Below are 17,478 nucleotides of genomic sequence, written 5' to 3' on the forward strand. Positions count from 1 at the left end.
TTTAGTTAGTATTTGTCATAATATCCTTGATATTTGTGGGTTAATCTATAGGATATTAAAATTTGATGATTGAGATATGATTGTTGATTTTATAGAATCAAAAATACGGAATAATATTCCGTACTAGTACTCCCTACTATATGTCTTGATTACCATAATAAATTAGGTGGTCTTCTGGGAGGATAATTTCTCCTTTCTACTTGGTTTTGATTTGGTCTCCATTCAATAGAGTCTGGCGGTAAACTTCTTTCATTTAGAGCATTTAAAAAACTGGAAATTTCTGGGTCGTTAGGCTTAAGTTTCAATGCTTGTTGAACTACTTCTCTAGCTTCTTGATACCGCTCTAAACGATAAAGAACTTCCCCTTTTCCCAGCCAAGCATCAACAAAATCAGACTTTAATTGAATTGCCTTATCATAAGCAGCGATCGCTTCTTTATATTCCCGAAAATGTTTTGTTAAAATATTTCCTCTCAGATACCAAACTACAAAGTCATCTGGTTTATATCTAATTACTTGATTAAAAGATATTAATGCGTCGTGGGGTCGTTCTAAATAAGCTAATAAGGCACCTTGGTCTCGCCAAGCTAAATAAAAATCTGGTTGAATTTTTACTGTTTTTTGATAGGCATCAATTGCTCTATTATGTCTACCTAAAGCTGATAAGACATTTCCTTTTCCATACCAAGCAGGATAAAAATTTTCTCTGATTTTTATTGCACGTTCAAAAGCTATTAGTGCTTCTTCAAATCTCTCTAATCTATACAAATGATTCCCACGGTTTGCCCATGCTGCTGCACTAGAAATATCTGTTGTTTCTGGAATTTTTAAATAAGCTTCTATAGAAAAAGCTTCTTTTTCAGTTAGTGGTCGTGGGGGTGAATTTTCTAACTGAAGATTTAATCTCATATTGAACTTATCTGCTAACTGTAAAAAGGTATTAATAGGAATTCCATAACTAAAACCAGTACTCACTCTCTCCACTGAATTAGATTTTTCATCATAAATTTTTGTACCTTCAGAAGCACCATGAATTCCAATTAATCTTCCTTGAGTATCTAAAATAGGTGCGCCACTCAAACCTAACTCAGTAATATTGTTATAAAAAAGTTCATAACCATTAGAAACCGGGTCTTTTATAAAAGCTAATTCATAATCTTGATTAATTAATAATCCCGGACTAAATAAACGTTCTCTTTGGAAAAAAGGTAATCTTGATGCAGGCCAACCAGACACAAAAATATGACGAAATTCAGCTTGATAATCATAATCAGCTAAAGTAGCTATTTGATATTTTTTCTGACTCCGAAATTCTAAAAGTGCTAAATCTACTGCTGGTAATTTAATTATTCTTTGATAATCAATCTTATGTCTTTCTCCATCTTTGGTAATAACTGCATATTCATCTTGAGTTTCTACAACGTGCTTGGCAGTTAAAACATAATAAGTATTTTTGTCTCGAGAAATTATTGCCCCGGAAGCTGGATTTATCGAATCAATTAATACTGTAAATTCTGTGGCAATTTGATTAATTTCATCTGCCATTAAAGCAGCAGCAGGTTGTATGGAAATAATTGCTGTAGAAGGAAAAAGTAACAGAGAGGAAGTCAGAAGTAATGGCTTAATTGGGAATAATAAATTCACAAAAGTCCATAGATGATTTTTAAAGTTCATAGCAGAAGGAAGAAGGAAGAGGGAAGATGGAAGATGGAAGATGGAAAAATCAAGAATTTAAGTAGGAAGAGGGAAGATGGAAGATGGAAGATGGAAAAATCAAGAATTTAAGTAGGAATCAAAATTAACGAAACTCCATAGATAATTTTGAAATCCATATTTGATAATTCAGCACTCAGAGGGAAAAATCAAGAATTTAATTAGGAATCAACATTTACGAAACTCCATAGCAGAAGAAAGATGGAAGATGGAAGAAGGAAGATGGAAAAATCAAGAATTTAAGTAGGAATCAAAATTAACGAAACTCCATAGATAATTTTGAAATCCATATTTGATAATTCAGCACTCAGAGGGAAAAATCAAGAATTTAATTAGGAATCAACATTTACGAAACTCCATAGATAATTTTTAAAGTTCATGGCAGAAGGAAGAAAGAAGATGGAAGAAGGAAGATGAAAAAATCAAGAATTTAAGTAGGAATCAAAATTAACGAAACTCCATAGATAATTTTGAAATCCATATTTGATAATTCAGCACTCAGAGGGAAAAATCAAGAATTTAAATAGGAATCAAAATTAACAAAATTCCATAGCAGAAGGAAGATGGAAGATGAAAGATGGAAGACGGAAAAATCAAGAACTTAATTAGGAATCAACATTTACGAAATTCCATAGCAGAAGGAAGATGAAAGATGAAAAAATCAAGAATTTAAGTAGGAACCAAAATTAACGAAACTCCATAGATAATTTTGAAATCCATATTTGATAATTCAGCACTCAGAGGGAAAATCAAGAATTTAAATAGGAATCAAAATTAACAAAAGTCGATGGAAAATTTTGAAATCCATATTTGATATAGCAGAAGGAAGAAGTTTGATTATTTATTATTGATATTCCGAAGTTTGCAGCTATTTCATAAGACAAAAATGGCGACTGCTATAATTCACCACTCAGACAGAAAAATCAAGAATTTAAGCAGGAATCAAAATGTACAAAATTCCATAAACAATTCTGAAATTCATATTTTCCTCTTTATTCATACCTAGTAGTTTTGTTGCGGATGTCGCAATAGGAGTTTTTGTTTAGTTCTATTTTCAGCAGCTAGTAGTTTTATTGCGGATGTCGCAATAGGAATTTTTGCTCAGTTCTATTTTCAGCAGCTAGTAGTTTTATTGCGGATGTCGCAATAGGAATTTTTGCTCAGTTCTATTTTCAGCAGCTAGTAGTTTTATTGCGGATGTCGCAATAGGAATTTTTGTTTAGTTCTATTTTCAGCAGCTAGTAGTTTTGTTGCGTATGTCGCAATAGGAATTTTTGCTTAGTTCTATTTTCAGCAGCTAATGGTTTTATTGCGTATGTCGCAATAGGAGTTTTTGCTTAGTTCTATTTTCAGCAGCTAATGGTTTTATTGCGTATGTCGCAATAGGAGTTTTTGCTTAGTTCAAGAGCTAATAGTTTTATTGCGGATGTCGCAATAGGAGTTTTTGCTCAGTCTATTTTCAGCAGCTAGTAGTTTTATTGCGTATGTCGCAATAGGAGTTTTTGCTCAGTTGGATTTTCAGCAGCTAGTGGTTTTATTGCGTATGTCGCAATAGGAGTTTTTGCTTAGTTCAAGAGCTAATAGTTTTATTGCGGATGTCGCAACAGGGGTTTTTGCTCAGTCTATTTTCAGCAGCTAGTAGTTTTATTGCGTATGTCGCAATAGGAGTTTTTGCTTAGTTCAAGAGCTAATAGTTTTATTGCGGATGTCGCAATAGGAGTTTTTGTTTAGTTCTATTTTCAGCAGCTAGTAGTTTTATTGCGGATGTCGCAATAGGAATTTTTGCTTAGTTGGATTTTCAGTAGCTAGTAGTTTTGTTGCGTATGTCGCAATAGGAGTTTTTGCTTAGTTCAAGAGCTAGTAGTTTTGTTGCGTATGTCGCAATAGGAGTTTTTGTTTAGTTCTATTTTCAGCAGCTAGTAGTTTTATTGCGGATGTCGCAATAGGAATTTTTGCTTAGTTGGATTTTCAGCAGCTAGTGGTTTTATTGCGTATGTCGCAATAGGAGTTTTTGCTTAGTTCAAGAGCTAATAGTTTTATTGCGGATGTCGCAATAGGAGTTTTTGTTTAGTTCTATTTTCAGCAGCTAGTAGTTTTATTGCGGATGTCGCAATAGGAATTTTTGCTTAGTTGGATTTTCAGTAGCTAGTAGTTTTGTTGCGTATGTCGCAATAGGAGTTTTTGCTCAGTCTATTTTCAGCAGCTAGTAGTTTTTTGCGTATGTCGCAATAGGAGTTTTTGCTTAGTTCAGGAGCTAGTGGTTTTGTTGCGTATGTCGCAATAGGAGTTTTTGCTTAGTTCTATTTTCAGCAGCTAGTGGTTTTATTGCGTATGTCGCAATAGGAGTTTTTGCTCAGTTGGATTTTCAGCAGCTAATAGTTTTATTGCGTATGTCGCAATAGGAGTTTTTGCTCAGTTGGATTTTCAGCAGCTACTGATGACTGATAACCGAAATAACCTTTAGCGAAACTCTTGACTCATACATGAAGTTGGCAAAATAGGAGGAGAAAATTTCCAATTCAGCACATCAATAAAATCAGGAAAAAATAAATACTTGAAAATCTTGCTACTAGGAATTTGAGTCACTTTAATATTTGGTACAGATGCAAATTGGGGAGCTAATTTAGCGATAGTTTCAATAGGAATAGCAAATGCTAAATGACTCATTTGTTGGCGCAAATTAATATTAGGTTGCTCGCCATCACGATATACATAAGGATTGCCCCATAAAGGATAAGCGTGCATTCCATTAATACCAATTACTTGCCCATAAATATTCAGTAACGGACCACCGCTCATCCCCTTTTTAATCAAATTAGTGTAGCCAATTTGATAACCTTTTTCTAAAGGTTTATCAGACAATATTGACACTTTTCCCCTAGTAAATAAAAACTCTGTATCTTGAGGTTTTTCTAAAATAGGAAACCCCGCAGCAAAAATCTTATCCCCTTCAGCAAGAGCATGAGAATTTCCTAGAGATGCAACAGCGTAGGTATAATGAGCGCTGCGAAATTGTAATATAGCTAAATCATTTCCTTGAAAACCTTCATTTTCTATTTGATTTGCTTCATAAAAATTACCATCTGGAGTTTGAACCAAATAAGATTTATCTTGAGTATTTAAAACGTGCTGATTAGTAACAATTGTATAGATTTGTTCTTGCCGTTTTAAAATAATTCCTGAACCCCAACCATTTTCAGAAATAACTTTAACCGTGATTGACTTAGCTAAACCTTTAAGCTCTTCAATAGTACAAAAATTATTACAGTCAGTACAATTTTGAACTTGTATTTTAGTTTCAGAACTTTTGAAGTCATCAAAATTTTTAGACAGTGCTTGTATCGGCAAACAAAATAACCCATTACCAATACAAACCGTTAAGATCAGCGATCGCCAATTCATAGGATATTATACCATTTCTCAAAAATAATGCTATGTATGATTGGGTGGGTAAGTGTGGGAAGTATGGGAAGCGTTGGGAGGATTTAAAAGTAGGAAAAATATATACTAACCGACTAATAATTGTCAAAAAAAGACTTTTAATCTTGGTAAATATTTGACTGTTGAAGTATAACTGAAATATAGCATTGCTTTTGGGAATTGGTATTACTCTATTACCAAAAAATTAAAGATAATATTCCTGATGTCAAGCCTCCTTATTGCAGAGGTACTGAAGTCCGCATTTCCCCTGGAGGAGGCTAACTGATGACTGATAACTGATAACTGATAACTGAAATTACCAACCATTGAAACTAGAAGTTTGAGAATTAGTAGAAGACCTGTCATATCTATTTTTTGCTAAATCTTCTATATAGTCATTAAAGTTTAAATAGAAACGGGAACCACTTTCATATAGTGGACCTGTAGCAGCACCAACTCGGATGTCAAATAACTGTTGAACTGTTTCACTAGCACTTTGCTGAGGTTTGAGAGTAAATAATACCCCTTGGCAAGGACCTCCCTTTCTACCAGAAACACAAATTACCGGTTGACGATTGACAATACCAGTCGTAATGTAATCTAGTCTGCCATCGTCATAGAAAAATTGAAATTTATCTGATACTTGACGACAACGAGTAAGGGGACTATATCCAGCAGATAAGAAATAATTAGAAACCCAACGAATAACTGTATAAGTACCTTGTGGTGTTTTGACAAAAGTAGTTGGGATACCATTTTTACCCCGGTCACAATAAAATTTATTAGGTCGAATTATCGGTTGAACTTCTTTGACTACTGGCTTTGTTTTTTCAGAACAGCTTTCTTTTTCTATACATAAATTCTGTTCCTGTTTTTGACATAGTTCTTCTTTAATTTCACAAAGTAATCTAGGTTTGGGTCTAGCATGAGCAGGATTATTGATAGTTAAATTAATCCCAAAGCAGAAAGCAAATGCTAAAAATATTTTTGTACAAATATTGATTTTCATAACCACGAAATCTTGGGATATTTTTGTTGTAGGTTATTGCCAATAAATAATTTATATAGCAGAAGGAAGAAGGAAGAAGGAAGAAAGAAGAAGGAAAAATCTTACGTTGTCTGAGTTTTAAGCTTTTGATTTGTCCTAACCTTTCCTTTGATTGCTATAAATATTATTTATTACTTATATTCTCAACAACCTTCATCCCATTTATCAAGACTTTCGCTCTTGTTCCGGAAAAGCTGTTAATTACTGACATCAGTTTATTGATTGATACCAAATCCTCTTGTAAAAAACCCTCTACAAAAATCGGTTAAATTATTTTAGAACGAGAATTTAGAGCTATTTATCAAAAAAATATGGGTCGTGCAACCCCGCCTTTTAAAGCGAAATATTTTTGGAGCCTTGCTCAAATCCCCTACTTCCCCTCCTGGGAGGGGGAGAGGCTAGGGGTGGGTTAACTTCTGTACGTCGCCAATCCGACGGCTCCCCTATCTGACGTCTGACTTCTGACTTCGTTAAATAATGGGGGCTTGGGAAGAATATTTAGTATGAAATAGTACTTTTAACTTAGATTCCGCACGTCAATTTTTCAGATTAAATTACCACAAAATCGTTTTTTTTTATCAGCATTTATACTCCATAAATACTGATAATTTAACTGATAAAAAAACAATAAAAATTTAATAAATCAAGTATTTATACTTGATTATCTGAAATGATGAGCCAGCATCACTCCCTACTAACTAATAACTATTAACTATTGAATACTTGCCCTTTATACTAAGCTTTAAAATGCCCAATGTAGGCTTTAAATAACTTGTAAAAAATATATTATCCTAGTCAATTAATTACAGCTAGATTTGTTCGGTATACCTTAGTAACTCGTATCTGCCCCTAAACCAGAAGCTGCACCCTTGTTTCTTAATTCAAAAATATTTTTCTTACAACTAAAATAGGACTGCAATACAGAATAAAAATCTAAAATTCCTGTACAGAAAAATTTATCCAATTCAAAATCCTATTAAGATACGATTCAACATTTTTCTACTTTTTTTTCCAGTCAATACCTAGTCGTTTTAAGTAATCCCAACCTCGTTGAGGCCAGACATGGTCGCGACCAGTTTTCTTAGCAATCCAACGGGCTACTTTTGGACCAGACCATGCTCCACCATCAGGAGCAGGCCCTTGTAAAGCCTCTGAAAGTTCCTGCTGTTGAGCTGGTGTCAACAAAGATTTAGCAGGTGGTGGTTGACGGTCTTTACTGCGATTTTTCACAGATTCTGGACCCTGTCTATTGTAGCGCCCAACAATTTCCTTAGCATAATCGTAGTTAAATCCTACAACTTCAGATGCTTTTTTAATAGACCATTGTTGAGCAATTAGAAGCAGGAGATGCCACCGACGAGATTCGATGGTATCTGGAGCTTGTCGATAGCGAATTTTCAATTCCTCTACCGTAAGATGTGGTTTCAAATTAGCTTTTGCTGGCATACCTCCTATGAGGAAATTATGGGAGTTTTTAATCTTATCTACCCCTATGTGCTAATCTCCGGATAAAGTCTGTCTTTAGAAGTCAAAAGTCAAAACCCGAGAAGTCAAAAGTCAAAAGTTTAGAAGTTAGAAGTTAGAAGTTAAAAATTAAAAGTTTAGAAGTTAGAAGTAATCCCTGACGCTCAGTATGAGTAATGATAAAGATTTTGAGACAGAGGAATATTTTTCCGACTGTTGCCTGTTGCCTGTTGCCTATTGCCTATTCTCTATTCCCTGCTATAGAAATTTTTGATGGTTAATTATTTATAGTTAATTCAATTAACCCTATAATCTAATAGCTGAACTTTAGGAATGATGGTATAGGCATGGCATCCATTAGCGAGCTGCATCAACAACTAATAAGTAAAGAACGCTCTGCTGTAGAAATTACCCAAGAGGCCCTAAAACGCATCAGCCAGTTGGAGCCAAAGTTGAAAAGCTTTATCTGTGTAACGGCAGAAAAGGCCGTAGAACAGGCCCGTCAGGTGGATGCCCAAATTGCTGCAGGAGAGAAAATTGGACAATTGGCAGGGATTCCGATCGCTGTTAAAGATAATATGTGTACCCGAGGTATACCTACTACTTGTGGTTCTAAGATTCTAGAAAATTTTATTCCTCCTTATGAATCAACTGTCACTCAAAAACTTTTAGATTCTGGTGCAGTTATTCTGGGTAAGACAAATCTAGATGAATTTGCCATGGGTAGTTCGACGGAAAATTCTGCTTATCAAGTTACGGCTAATCCATGGGATGTGGAACGAGTGCCTGGTGGATCTTCTGGAGGGTCGGCCGCAGCAGTGGCATCTGAAGAGTCTGTAGTTGCATTGGGTTCAGATACTGGTGGTTCTATTCGTCAACCAGCATCTTTTTGTGGTGTGGTGGGTATGAAGCCTACTTATGGCCTGGTTTCTCGTTATGGGTTGGTGGCTTTTGCTTCTTCTTTAGACCAAATAGGACCTTTTGGTAGGACTGTTGAAGATGCTGCGATTTTGTTGCAGGCGATCGCTGGTTATGACCCTAAAGATTCTACGAGTCTTAATGTGTCTATCCCGAATTATACTAGGAACCTGAGACCGAATTTAAGACCAAAAGGGCAAATTAGAATTGGTCTAATTAAGGAGACTTTTGGTGAGGGTTTAGATTCTGTTGTTAATCAAGCTTTTACTAAGGCAGTGGAACAGTTACAGGAGTTGGGAGCTGAAATTCAGGTTGTTTCTTGTCCCCGGTTCCGCTACGGTTTACCTACTTATTATGTTATTGCTCCATCGGAAGCTTCAGCAAATTTAGCTCGTTATGATGGGGTGAAATATGGCTTCCGCGCTCCTAAGTCGGAAAATCTTTTGGAGATGTATGCTCAGACTCGTGCTGAGGGTTTTGGTAGGGAAGTTAAACGCCGAATTATGATTGGTACTTATGCTTTGTCGGCTGGATATTATGATGCTTATTATCTCAAAGCTCAAAAAGTCCGGACTTTGATTAAGGAAGATTTTGATAAGGCTTTTGCTCAGGTGGATATTTTGGCTTGTCCCACTGCTCCGACTACTGCTTTTAAGGCGGGTGAAAAGACTGATGACCCACTGAGTATGTATTTGTCTGATTTAATGACTATCCCAGTTAATTTGGCTGGCTTACCTGCTTTGAGTTTACCTTGTGGTTTTGATGAAAAAGGTTTACCTATTGGTATGCAATTAATTGGTAATGTTTTGAGGGAAGCTTTATTGTTTGAAGTTGCTTATGTTTATGAACAATCTAATGATTGGTATAAACGTCTGCCTGGGCTTTAGAAATAACTCATTCTTGTCCCCATTGCAGCATATTCATTAATTGATAATGGATAATGAATAATGAATAATGGATAATTACCTGTGGTTAAAACCGTAACGGAATTGAATATAAGGAAATCTGATTTCTTCTGTTGGTTTCATGGATATCGCGAGGTCTCCTCCCCATCCCTCGACCACTTTTTTCTCCTTAAAAGGAGAGGCTTTAAACCTAAATTCGATTAATTATCAATTATCAATTATCCATTGGTAAATATTTTATAGCAATTCCCAAAAAGCGTGAGGTACAAAATTTTAGGTTTGAGAGAACTCTTAATAGGGAATAAAAAAACAAAAAGATCACTGTACCTCACGACCTTGGGAAACACTATATCTAAAACTCAAAGCAATAGCTGAATGCGAGTGCATCCCGCAGGGAAGTGCTGAAGCGCTGATGGCTAAATGCTTACTTTATTATGTGGGAATTTTATTCTTTTTTTGTGGGAAAGTTGATTTTAATTGTTGGGATAGTTTTGGCGATCGCTTATGTTGCTGTCTGTATGTTTTTGGTATTTTTACAGCAGCGATTTATGTTTTTCCCTAGTTCTGTTATAAAAATAACACCGAAAGATGTAAATCTTTCCTATGAAGATGTTTGGTTATCTGCTTCTAAGAGAAAAGGTAAGTTAGAGCAAATACATGGATGGTGGATACCTGCTAATTCTGACACATCAAATTTTCAGGGTGTGCTGTTATATTTGCATGGTAATGGTATTAATATCGGAGCGAATGTTGAACCAGCTTATAGATTTCAGAAATTAGGTTTTGATGTTTTCTTGATAGATTATCGTGGTTATGGGCGAAGTAAAGGAAATTTTCCTAGTGAAGCACAGATTTATCAAGATGTAGAAATTGCCTGGAATTATTTGGTTAATCAAAGAGAAATTAATCCGCAAAATATACTGGTTTATGGTCATTCTTTGGGAGGTGCTATTGCTATTGAGTTGGCTACAAGACATCCGAAAATGGTTGGATTAATTATTCAAAGTTCTTTTACTTCTATGCAAGGAATGGTGGATTATAGGGGAGGTATGTATAGAATTTTTCCCATCAAGTTAATCTTACATCAAATATTTGACTCAATTACAAAGTTACGGAAATTAGATATACCTATTATGTTAATTCATGGCAGGGAAGATGGATCGGTTCCTGCCTATATGAGCGAAAAATTATTTGCAGTTACTCCTGCTAAAATTAAAGATTTATATATAGTTTTAGGTGCAGATCATAATGATGTTGCTGCTATTGCTGGTGATGAGTATTTAGAGCGACTTAATAAGTTTATTAATCGATTAAAAAAGAAGCAGAAACAAAGCATCGAACAATAGACCTCGCAGCCAAAGTAAAAATTAATTTTTTTTCTTCTATAATGGCAGGATTAATTATTCAAAGTTCTTTTACTTCTATGGAAGGAATGGTGGATTATAGGGAAGGAATGTATAGAATTTTTCCCATCAAATTAATCTGACATCAAATATTTGACTCAATTACAAAATAATTACGGAAATTAGATATACCTATTATGTTAATTTATGTTAATTCATGGTATGGAAGATTTATCAATTCCCACTTCTATGAGGGAACAATTATTTGCAGTTACTCCTGCTAAGATTAAAGATTTGTATATGGTTTCAGGTGCAAGTTATAATAATGTTGCTGCTATTGCTGGTAATGAGTATTTAGAGCGACTTAATAAGTTTGTTAATTGATTAAAAAAGAAGCATAAATAAAGTATCGAAAATAAACCTCGTAGCCAAAGTAAAAATTAATTTTTTTTCTTCTATAATGTTTATATTTTATGCTTTTAATTTCTGTTATTAAATCTAATTTAATAGAAGAGTATTACAGCTTCGATCGGGAAGTGTGAGTTAAAGTTGTATTTTTACTCCTTGTTTTAGCTATTTCCTCAAGGCTCAGAATTATGGAAATCGCTATATATTATAGTAGGGAACAGGGAACATGGAATAGTGAGAAAAACATTTCCTCTACCTATCAAGGAGAAAAAAATCGGGTGCATCTCAATGCGTGAATAAAGCAAAAAAATTATCACTTTTAGGCAACAGCGGTCAGACCCCGCGTCGGCGTCAGACGCAAGGGAATGCTGACCAAGAGAGGCAACAGCTCCGGAAGGCAACAGGCAACAGGTAATATATAGGAAAAAAGTATTTTTGCAAATATGAGATGCACCCAAAAAATCCTTTTTGTCAATCCTCTTGTTTTCAGGGGAAATAATTATTAATTATTAATTGTTAATTATTAATTGTTGAACTTACCCTAATAATCAAGGTACTAGCTAAAGCAAATTTAGTATTATACCAAATCCACTTAATTAGGTATAAAAAAATGTTGCATCTGAGCGTCATTGCCAAATATTTCTAAATTCTCTTCCTTCGGTGTCTCCTGACTCGGGACTCCTGATATCATGTCCAGGTAAGAGTGCGATCAAAAAACTTTCTCCTTTTCCTTCTGTTCCTTGTTTCTTCTTTCTTCCCTCCAGACTCCAGACTCCAGACTCCAGACTTCTTTGGTACCGGATTTGATATTATGCCAAAAACTACCTCAATTAAATTAATTATTTCAGTCATAGGAATTATTGGTTTTATTTTTGCACCTCAGCCCAATTTTACTGAACAAAATTATCCTACTGTCCTAGCTCAAATACCATCATCAAAACCTAGTAGACTATCCCAAGAAGTTCTACAAGAACTCACTCAATGTGTCAGAGAAATAGTTAAACCCACAGAAGCATCTTTAGAAGCGATACAAGTAGCTTCTATGCAATGCACAATGAGAGTAATAATGTTAGCTCCAGATGGTAAGTTTCGCCCAGATGCTAATCAAAGAATGGAAGCATTATTAGAAATAAGTGGAGCTAGTTTACCAGAAATTCTGAGTCAAGGAAAAGCTACTGTCAAGCTTGAAAAACTTACAAATAGTCAGGTATTTACTCTTCCAGTAATAGTGGCAGGGGAAACTAAAAATTTTTTATTAGATACAGGTGCTTCTAATACAATTATAGAAAGTAGAATAGCTCAAAATTTGGGTTTAGCAAGTACTCCTATTCCCAATGATTTATTATCTTACTTTGTTGTCGGTGATGACTGTTCAAATGTTAATGCTAATATACATACTTTACCCACGATAAAAGTTGATGCAGCTACAGTAAATGGTTTGCAAGGAATGGGTTTGTCTAAGACAGCTATTCCTGGTAATTTATCAGGTGTTTTAGGTTTAGATTTTCTGAAAGGTTTTGATGTAATTATTAATCCTCAAACTTCTCAGTTGGAGTTACTACCTCCTTCTTCTTCTGTTAATAATACTATTCCTTTGATAGGTAGGATGGGAGTTATGTTAGCTGAGGTAAAAATTAATAGTAAAGGACCTTTTCTGTTTCTATTAGATACAGGAGCAGATTTGATTGTTTTATCTCAAAATTTAGCAAATGAATTAGGAATTGATATTGCTAATGCAGAAAAAATGGATGTCTTAGGATTTTGTGGTACTGAAATTGCTCGGAAAATAAAGTTGGATACTGTGAGTTTACAACAGCATGAAGTATCTCAATTAGATGGGATTATTATTGATAATCAAATTCTTGATTTAATAGGTATTGATGGGATTGTTGGTCAGAATTTTCTGAGTCGCTATCAGCAACATTGGCGATTTGATAAGTCTAATAAATTGGGATTTCCAGAAACAGGAAGCTTGTTTTTAATTCCATTAGGGAATGATTAAATGTAGGAAAAAATCAATAAATATTATGAGGTCTTCAGAAGGGAATAAAGATGGAAGATGGAAGAATCAAAGATGGAAGATGAGTAGAAAGTTTTCAAACGCTAATTATCCGGACATGATATTAATACTAGCTCAAAATTCAATATAGTAAAAGGGAGTTAAAGGGATGTTGAACATCATAAAAAAAAGCTGACTTGATTCAAAATATTGTTCTTAATATCTTAATCAACTTAGCTTTTTATTCAGACTTTCAGCACAACTTTAATACTTTTAATGAATTATCAATTTGTCAAAATAGTCTCATTAAAGAATAAGGAATAATGAATAATAGAGTTGTCGCTAAATAAAGGGAAAAAATCACTCTAACCTAGACAGAGCAATAATTCCAAGCATTTTTGCTATCCAATAGCTACAATCCTTACAGAACAAGGTTTTTGGGCATTTTTTAATTGATAAAGCGACAAGTCTAATGAATAAGGAAGAAGAGGATAAATTTTTCAAACGCTAATGATCTGAATATTATATTAATCCTACCTCAAAATTCAAGATAGCAAAAAGGAGTTAAAGCGATGTTTAATATCATAAAAAAAAAATAATTTTATTCAAAATATTGCTCTTAATATCTCAATAAACTTAGTTTTTTATTCAGGCTTTAAACAAAACTTTAATACTTTTAATTAATTATCAATTTGTCAAAATAGTCTCATTAAAAAAGAAGGAAGAAGAGGAGAATATTTTGGCACCCTAATTATCCGGATATGATATTAATTATACCTCAAAATTCAAGTTAGCTAAAAATATTTAAAGCGGTGTTTAACATATAGCAATATGATTTTAGTTGTGAGATATTGGAGACTTTTAGGCAACAGCTCATCTGTTCAACAATGAATAATGAATAATGAATAATGAATAATGAATAATGAATAATTACCTCTCCTTGAAAAGAAGAGGATTGACTAATAATGAAATTTTTTATTCTCTTGGTCGATTGGATATGGCGAGGTCTCCTCGCCATCCCATCCTAGGTCATGCTGCGCAAACGACCGCTTATTATCCCCTATCCAAGGGGAGGTGCATACCCACAATTTTTCGGTAAAAGGCAACAGGGAATAAGAAAAAAACGAATGTATATAAATAAGATAACTGCTATATTCTATACTTTAAAGGAACACCTCAATTCTCACATCTGATTTATGATTGCTATAATAATAAAATAATAAAAAAAAGCTGACTTGATTCAAAATATTGTTCTTAATACCTCAATCAACTTATCTTTTTATTCAGACTTTTAGTACAACTTTAATACTCTTAATTAATTATCAATTTGTCAAAATGGTCTGATTATAGTCTAGTTGACAAAAAAAAAATCCTGTGATAGAACCAATAAACTATTAAAAGCTGTTATACAAGATAAAATAGTATAGAAATAAACAAACAATAAATTGGGAGGCAAAGCCTAACATGAGTTTATTAAATAAGGTTCTTGGAGTTTACAATTCAAATCGAATGGCATTCTCACAACAAGAAGCAATAGCTGCTATTGCAATATCTGCCATTGCCTCAGATGGTTATCTTTTAGATCAAGAAACAGAAAGACTTATAGTACTTTTGGCGCAAATGGAAATGTTTAAAGGTTATTCAGAAAAACAGATTACAAATATGCTAGATAGATTGCTCAATTTACTCAGTGAAAAAGGTATGAATAATTTAGTTGCTATAGCCAACGATGCGCTACATCCAGAGTATAAAGAAACAGCATTTACATTAGCTGTCGATCTAATCTTAATAGATGGAGTTTTTTCTGGTAAAGAACAAACATTTTTAACTCGTTTGTGTCAGATATTGGAAGTGCCTGTAGAGAAAGCTTCAGAAATTTTTCAAGCTCAGTCAGCAAACCATCAGGAGACTAAAAAAAAGTCTAGAAAGTATAGAAATAATCAACATTATGAAAAGTAAATAAAATGTGGTTATTTATTATTTGTAAAAAATCAAAAGTTTTTTAATAGATAAAAATTTTTGATGATAACGATTTAGACTTAAATCAATTAATAGCGAACAGTTGTCAGTTATAGCAGAAGGAAGAAGGAAGAAGGAAAAAGGAAGAAGGAAGAAGGAGAAATCTTGCGTTGTCTGAGTTTTAAGCTTTTATCTTTCCTAATCTTTGCTTCGACTGCTATATCAGGTGTATTACCGAGGGTTTAAACAGTTATTTATTAGCACTAAACAAGTGTTTCAGTATTGAAACTGTATAGCAGAAGTAACAAGCAAGAAGCAAAAATCTTGTGTAGTCTAAATTTTAAGCTTTTGATATGTCCACGCCCTTTTCTTCGACTTCTATATCTTCCACAATTGGGCTAAAAGAAGTCATCCCCTTTAGCCTATAGTACCTATACTAATCCAACCCAAAAACTTAATATCGAATCCATTTAATTAGCAAAAAAAATCGTCTATTGGAGTTGAAAAAAGTGAACTGATAACTGTTAATTAAATAATGGGGTAAATTAGGTAATAATTTCTTGATAAGCCTGAATAGTTTGTGTAGCGATCGCTTCCCAACTATAATTTTTTTTAGCTAACTCTTTAGCATTCAAACCTCGTTGTTTTCTTTCAGCTTCATTTTGCAAAGCTGATTTAATTAAAATAGCCATATCTTCTATTTTACAACTACCAACCCAACCTGCTTTTGCATCTGCTACATCTTGACAAATATGAACTCCATCGGAAATAACTACTGGTGTACCTGCCACCATTGCCTCTGCTACTGCAATACCAAAATTCTCATAATAAGAAGGCAACACAAATATATCAGCAACCTGTAATAAACTTGCCTTAATTTCCCCTGTGACAAACCCCGTTATTTTTGTACATTTAGCAAGAGGTGAAGTCTCTATTTGTGACCGAATTTTTGCTTCATAATTAGGGTCTTGAGGATTAGCACCTGCTAAAATAAATTGAAAATCCATCCCTTCTGCTAATAACTTTTCTAAAGCTGGCAATAATAAATCCAGCCCTTTTTTTGGTTCAATTCGAGACATAAATAAAATTATGGGATGTTTAATTTTTATCCCTTGAGATTGAAGATAATTAACTAACTTTTCATCCTGAATATTATCTGGGGGATTAACACCCAAAGGAATTACTAAATCTCGTGTAGATAAACCAAATCTTTCAGAAACTTTTGCCTCTTCTAAACTGGTAAAATGAAGTGCTGCAGCATGAGCAATATTCCGCTTTTCCAGCAGAGAAACATAAATTTTTTTGAGTAATTTTTTTTTCCGTAAATCAGCCGGGTCTAAAGTACCTAAAGGTCTTAAAATATAAGGTAAATTGTTAGCTATAGCCACAGTCGCAGCCATAGTAGTTACTGGTGAAAAAAGAGCATGAATATGAGCCAAATCAAACTCAGAAGCGTGTTGATTTAACCATTGTAATAACTTCAGAGAAAATTTATAACGACGAAATGGAGAACAACGAAAATAACGAATTTGATAACCATTTTGTCTAACAGGTTTATCAAGGGGAACATCCAAAGGTGGTTGACCTATATCTCCATTAGAATCTGTAGTAAGAATAGTAACATCTATATTTTGAGCAGCAAGGGCAGTAGAAAGTCCTAGAACCATTTGACTAGGACCGCCATAAACAAGAGAAATAGATGGTACTATCTGTAATATTCGCATAATTTTATTTAACTATATTTGATACTCTATCAGTATAAATCCCCATCAATTCTTTCTAGTAGACGCTCCACAGCTAAAACTGTGCAATAGATTGTTATTTCTAGCTGTCTTTATCTCCCCTACTCCCTAATGCACCATTTAAGGTGTGTCAGTCCAGTAGTAGGAAAATATCTACTTCCCTCTCTATTACCTATGCCGCAATAGTCATTTGCATTTTCTGAAGCGCATAACTTGAGAGTGTGTCATCGGAAAATATCTACTTTCCTCTCTATTACCTATGCCGCAATAGTCATTTGCATTTTCTGAAGCGCATAACTTGAGAGTGTGTAGTAGGAAAATATCTACTTTCCTCTCTATTACCTATGCCGCAATAGTCATTTGCATTTTCTGAAGCGCATAACTTGAGAGTGTGTCATCGGAAAATATCTACTTCCCTCTCTATTACCTATGTCGCAATAGTCATTTGCATTTTCTGAAGCGCATAACTTGAGAGTGTGTCATCGGAAAATATCTACTTCCCTCTCTATTACCTATGTCGCAATAGTCATTTGCATTTTCTGAAGCGCATAACTTGAGAG

General features: G+C 34.1%; 12 protein-coding genes. 7 read left to right on the forward strand and 5 right to left on the reverse strand.

Annotation, left to right across the window (positions count from 1 at the left end):
- Positions 1–149: 149 nt before the first annotated feature.
- Positions 150–1,643, reverse strand: coding sequence for a tetratricopeptide repeat-containing serine protease family protein (locus F6K23_RS34665; protein WP_293164900.1), 1,494 nt, complete (start codon positions 1,641–1,643; stop codon positions 150–152).
- Positions 1,644–1,655: 12 nt separating this feature from the next.
- On the opposite strand from F6K23_RS34665, the gene F6K23_RS34670 reads away from it, so the two are divergent.
- Together F6K23_RS34670 and F6K23_RS34675 are read left to right on the forward strand one after the other, a co-directional pair.
- The gene (locus F6K23_RS34670) at positions 1,656–1,784 is read left to right on the forward strand and encodes a hypothetical protein (RefSeq protein WP_293164901.1); all 129 of its coding nucleotides are present in this window, start codon (positions 1,656–1,658) and stop codon (positions 1,782–1,784) included.
- A gap of 49 nt (positions 1,785–1,833) precedes the next feature.
- Entirely contained in the window at positions 1,834–1,959 is a 126-nt protein-coding gene (locus F6K23_RS34675; RefSeq protein ID WP_293164902.1) for a hypothetical protein, read from the forward strand.
- A gap of 2,213 nt (positions 1,960–4,172) precedes the next feature.
- On the opposite strand, the gene F6K23_RS34680 is transcribed toward F6K23_RS34675, so the two are convergent.
- From F6K23_RS34680 to F6K23_RS34690, 3 genes are all read right to left on the reverse strand, one after another.
- Positions 4,173–5,114 (reverse strand): serine protease, encoded by a 942-nt coding sequence (locus F6K23_RS34680; protein ID WP_293164904.1) that lies wholly within the window; start codon positions 5,112–5,114, stop codon positions 4,173–4,175.
- Between the two features lie 334 nt (positions 5,115–5,448).
- Positions 5,449–6,141 carry a COP23 domain-containing protein gene (locus F6K23_RS34685; protein ID WP_293164906.1) on the reverse strand — a complete coding sequence of 231 codons (693 nt, stop codon included), beginning with the start codon at positions 6,139–6,141 and terminating at the stop codon, positions 5,449–5,451.
- A 1,038-nt stretch (positions 6,142–7,179) separates the two neighbouring features.
- Positions 7,180–7,626: a helix-turn-helix domain-containing protein gene (locus tag F6K23_RS34690; protein WP_293164909.1), complete on the reverse strand. Its 447-nt coding sequence runs from the start codon at positions 7,624–7,626 to the stop codon at positions 7,180–7,182.
- A gap of 365 nt (positions 7,627–7,991) precedes the next feature.
- Here F6K23_RS34690 and gatA point away from each other — a divergent pair, with 365 nt between their 5' ends.
- The 5 genes from gatA to F6K23_RS34715 all read left to right on the forward strand — a co-directional run bounded on the left by gatA (position 7,992) and on the right by F6K23_RS34715 (position 15,176).
- Positions 7,992–9,449 (forward strand): Asp-tRNA(Asn)/Glu-tRNA(Gln) amidotransferase subunit GatA, encoded by a 1,458-nt coding sequence (gene gatA / locus F6K23_RS34695; RefSeq protein ID WP_293164912.1) that lies wholly within the window; start codon positions 7,992–7,994, stop codon positions 9,447–9,449.
- 452 nt (positions 9,450–9,901) lie between these two features.
- Positions 9,902–10,813: an alpha/beta hydrolase gene (locus tag F6K23_RS34700; protein ID WP_293164915.1), complete on the forward strand. Its 912-nt coding sequence runs from the start codon at positions 9,902–9,904 to the stop codon at positions 10,811–10,813.
- Positions 10,814–11,032: 219 nt separating this feature from the next.
- The gene (locus tag F6K23_RS34705) at positions 11,033–11,194 is read left to right on the forward strand and encodes a hypothetical protein (RefSeq protein ID WP_293164918.1); all 162 of its coding nucleotides are present in this window, start codon (positions 11,033–11,035) and stop codon (positions 11,192–11,194) included.
- Between the two features lie 835 nt (positions 11,195–12,029).
- Positions 12,030–13,220 carry a retropepsin-like aspartic protease gene (locus F6K23_RS34710; RefSeq protein ID WP_293164920.1) on the forward strand — a complete coding sequence of 397 codons (1,191 nt, stop codon included), beginning with the start codon at positions 12,030–12,032 and terminating at the stop codon, positions 13,218–13,220.
- Positions 13,221–14,681: 1,461 nt separating this feature from the next.
- A complete protein-coding gene (locus tag F6K23_RS34715; protein WP_293164923.1) occupies positions 14,682–15,176 on the forward strand; it encodes a tellurite resistance TerB family protein in 495 nt (164 codons plus the stop codon).
- Between the two features lie 545 nt (positions 15,177–15,721).
- Here the strand turns inward: F6K23_RS34715 and hpsP are convergent.
- Positions 15,722–16,900 (reverse strand): hormogonium polysaccharide biosynthesis glycosyltransferase HpsP, encoded by a 1,179-nt coding sequence (gene hpsP / locus F6K23_RS34720; RefSeq protein WP_293164926.1) that lies wholly within the window; start codon positions 16,898–16,900, stop codon positions 15,722–15,724.
- Positions 16,901–17,478 lie beyond the last annotated feature (578 nt).

It is taken from the genome of Okeania sp. SIO2C9, assembly GCF_010672455.1.
Taxonomy (GTDB): domain Bacteria; phylum Cyanobacteriota; class Cyanobacteriia; order Cyanobacteriales; family Microcoleaceae; genus Okeania.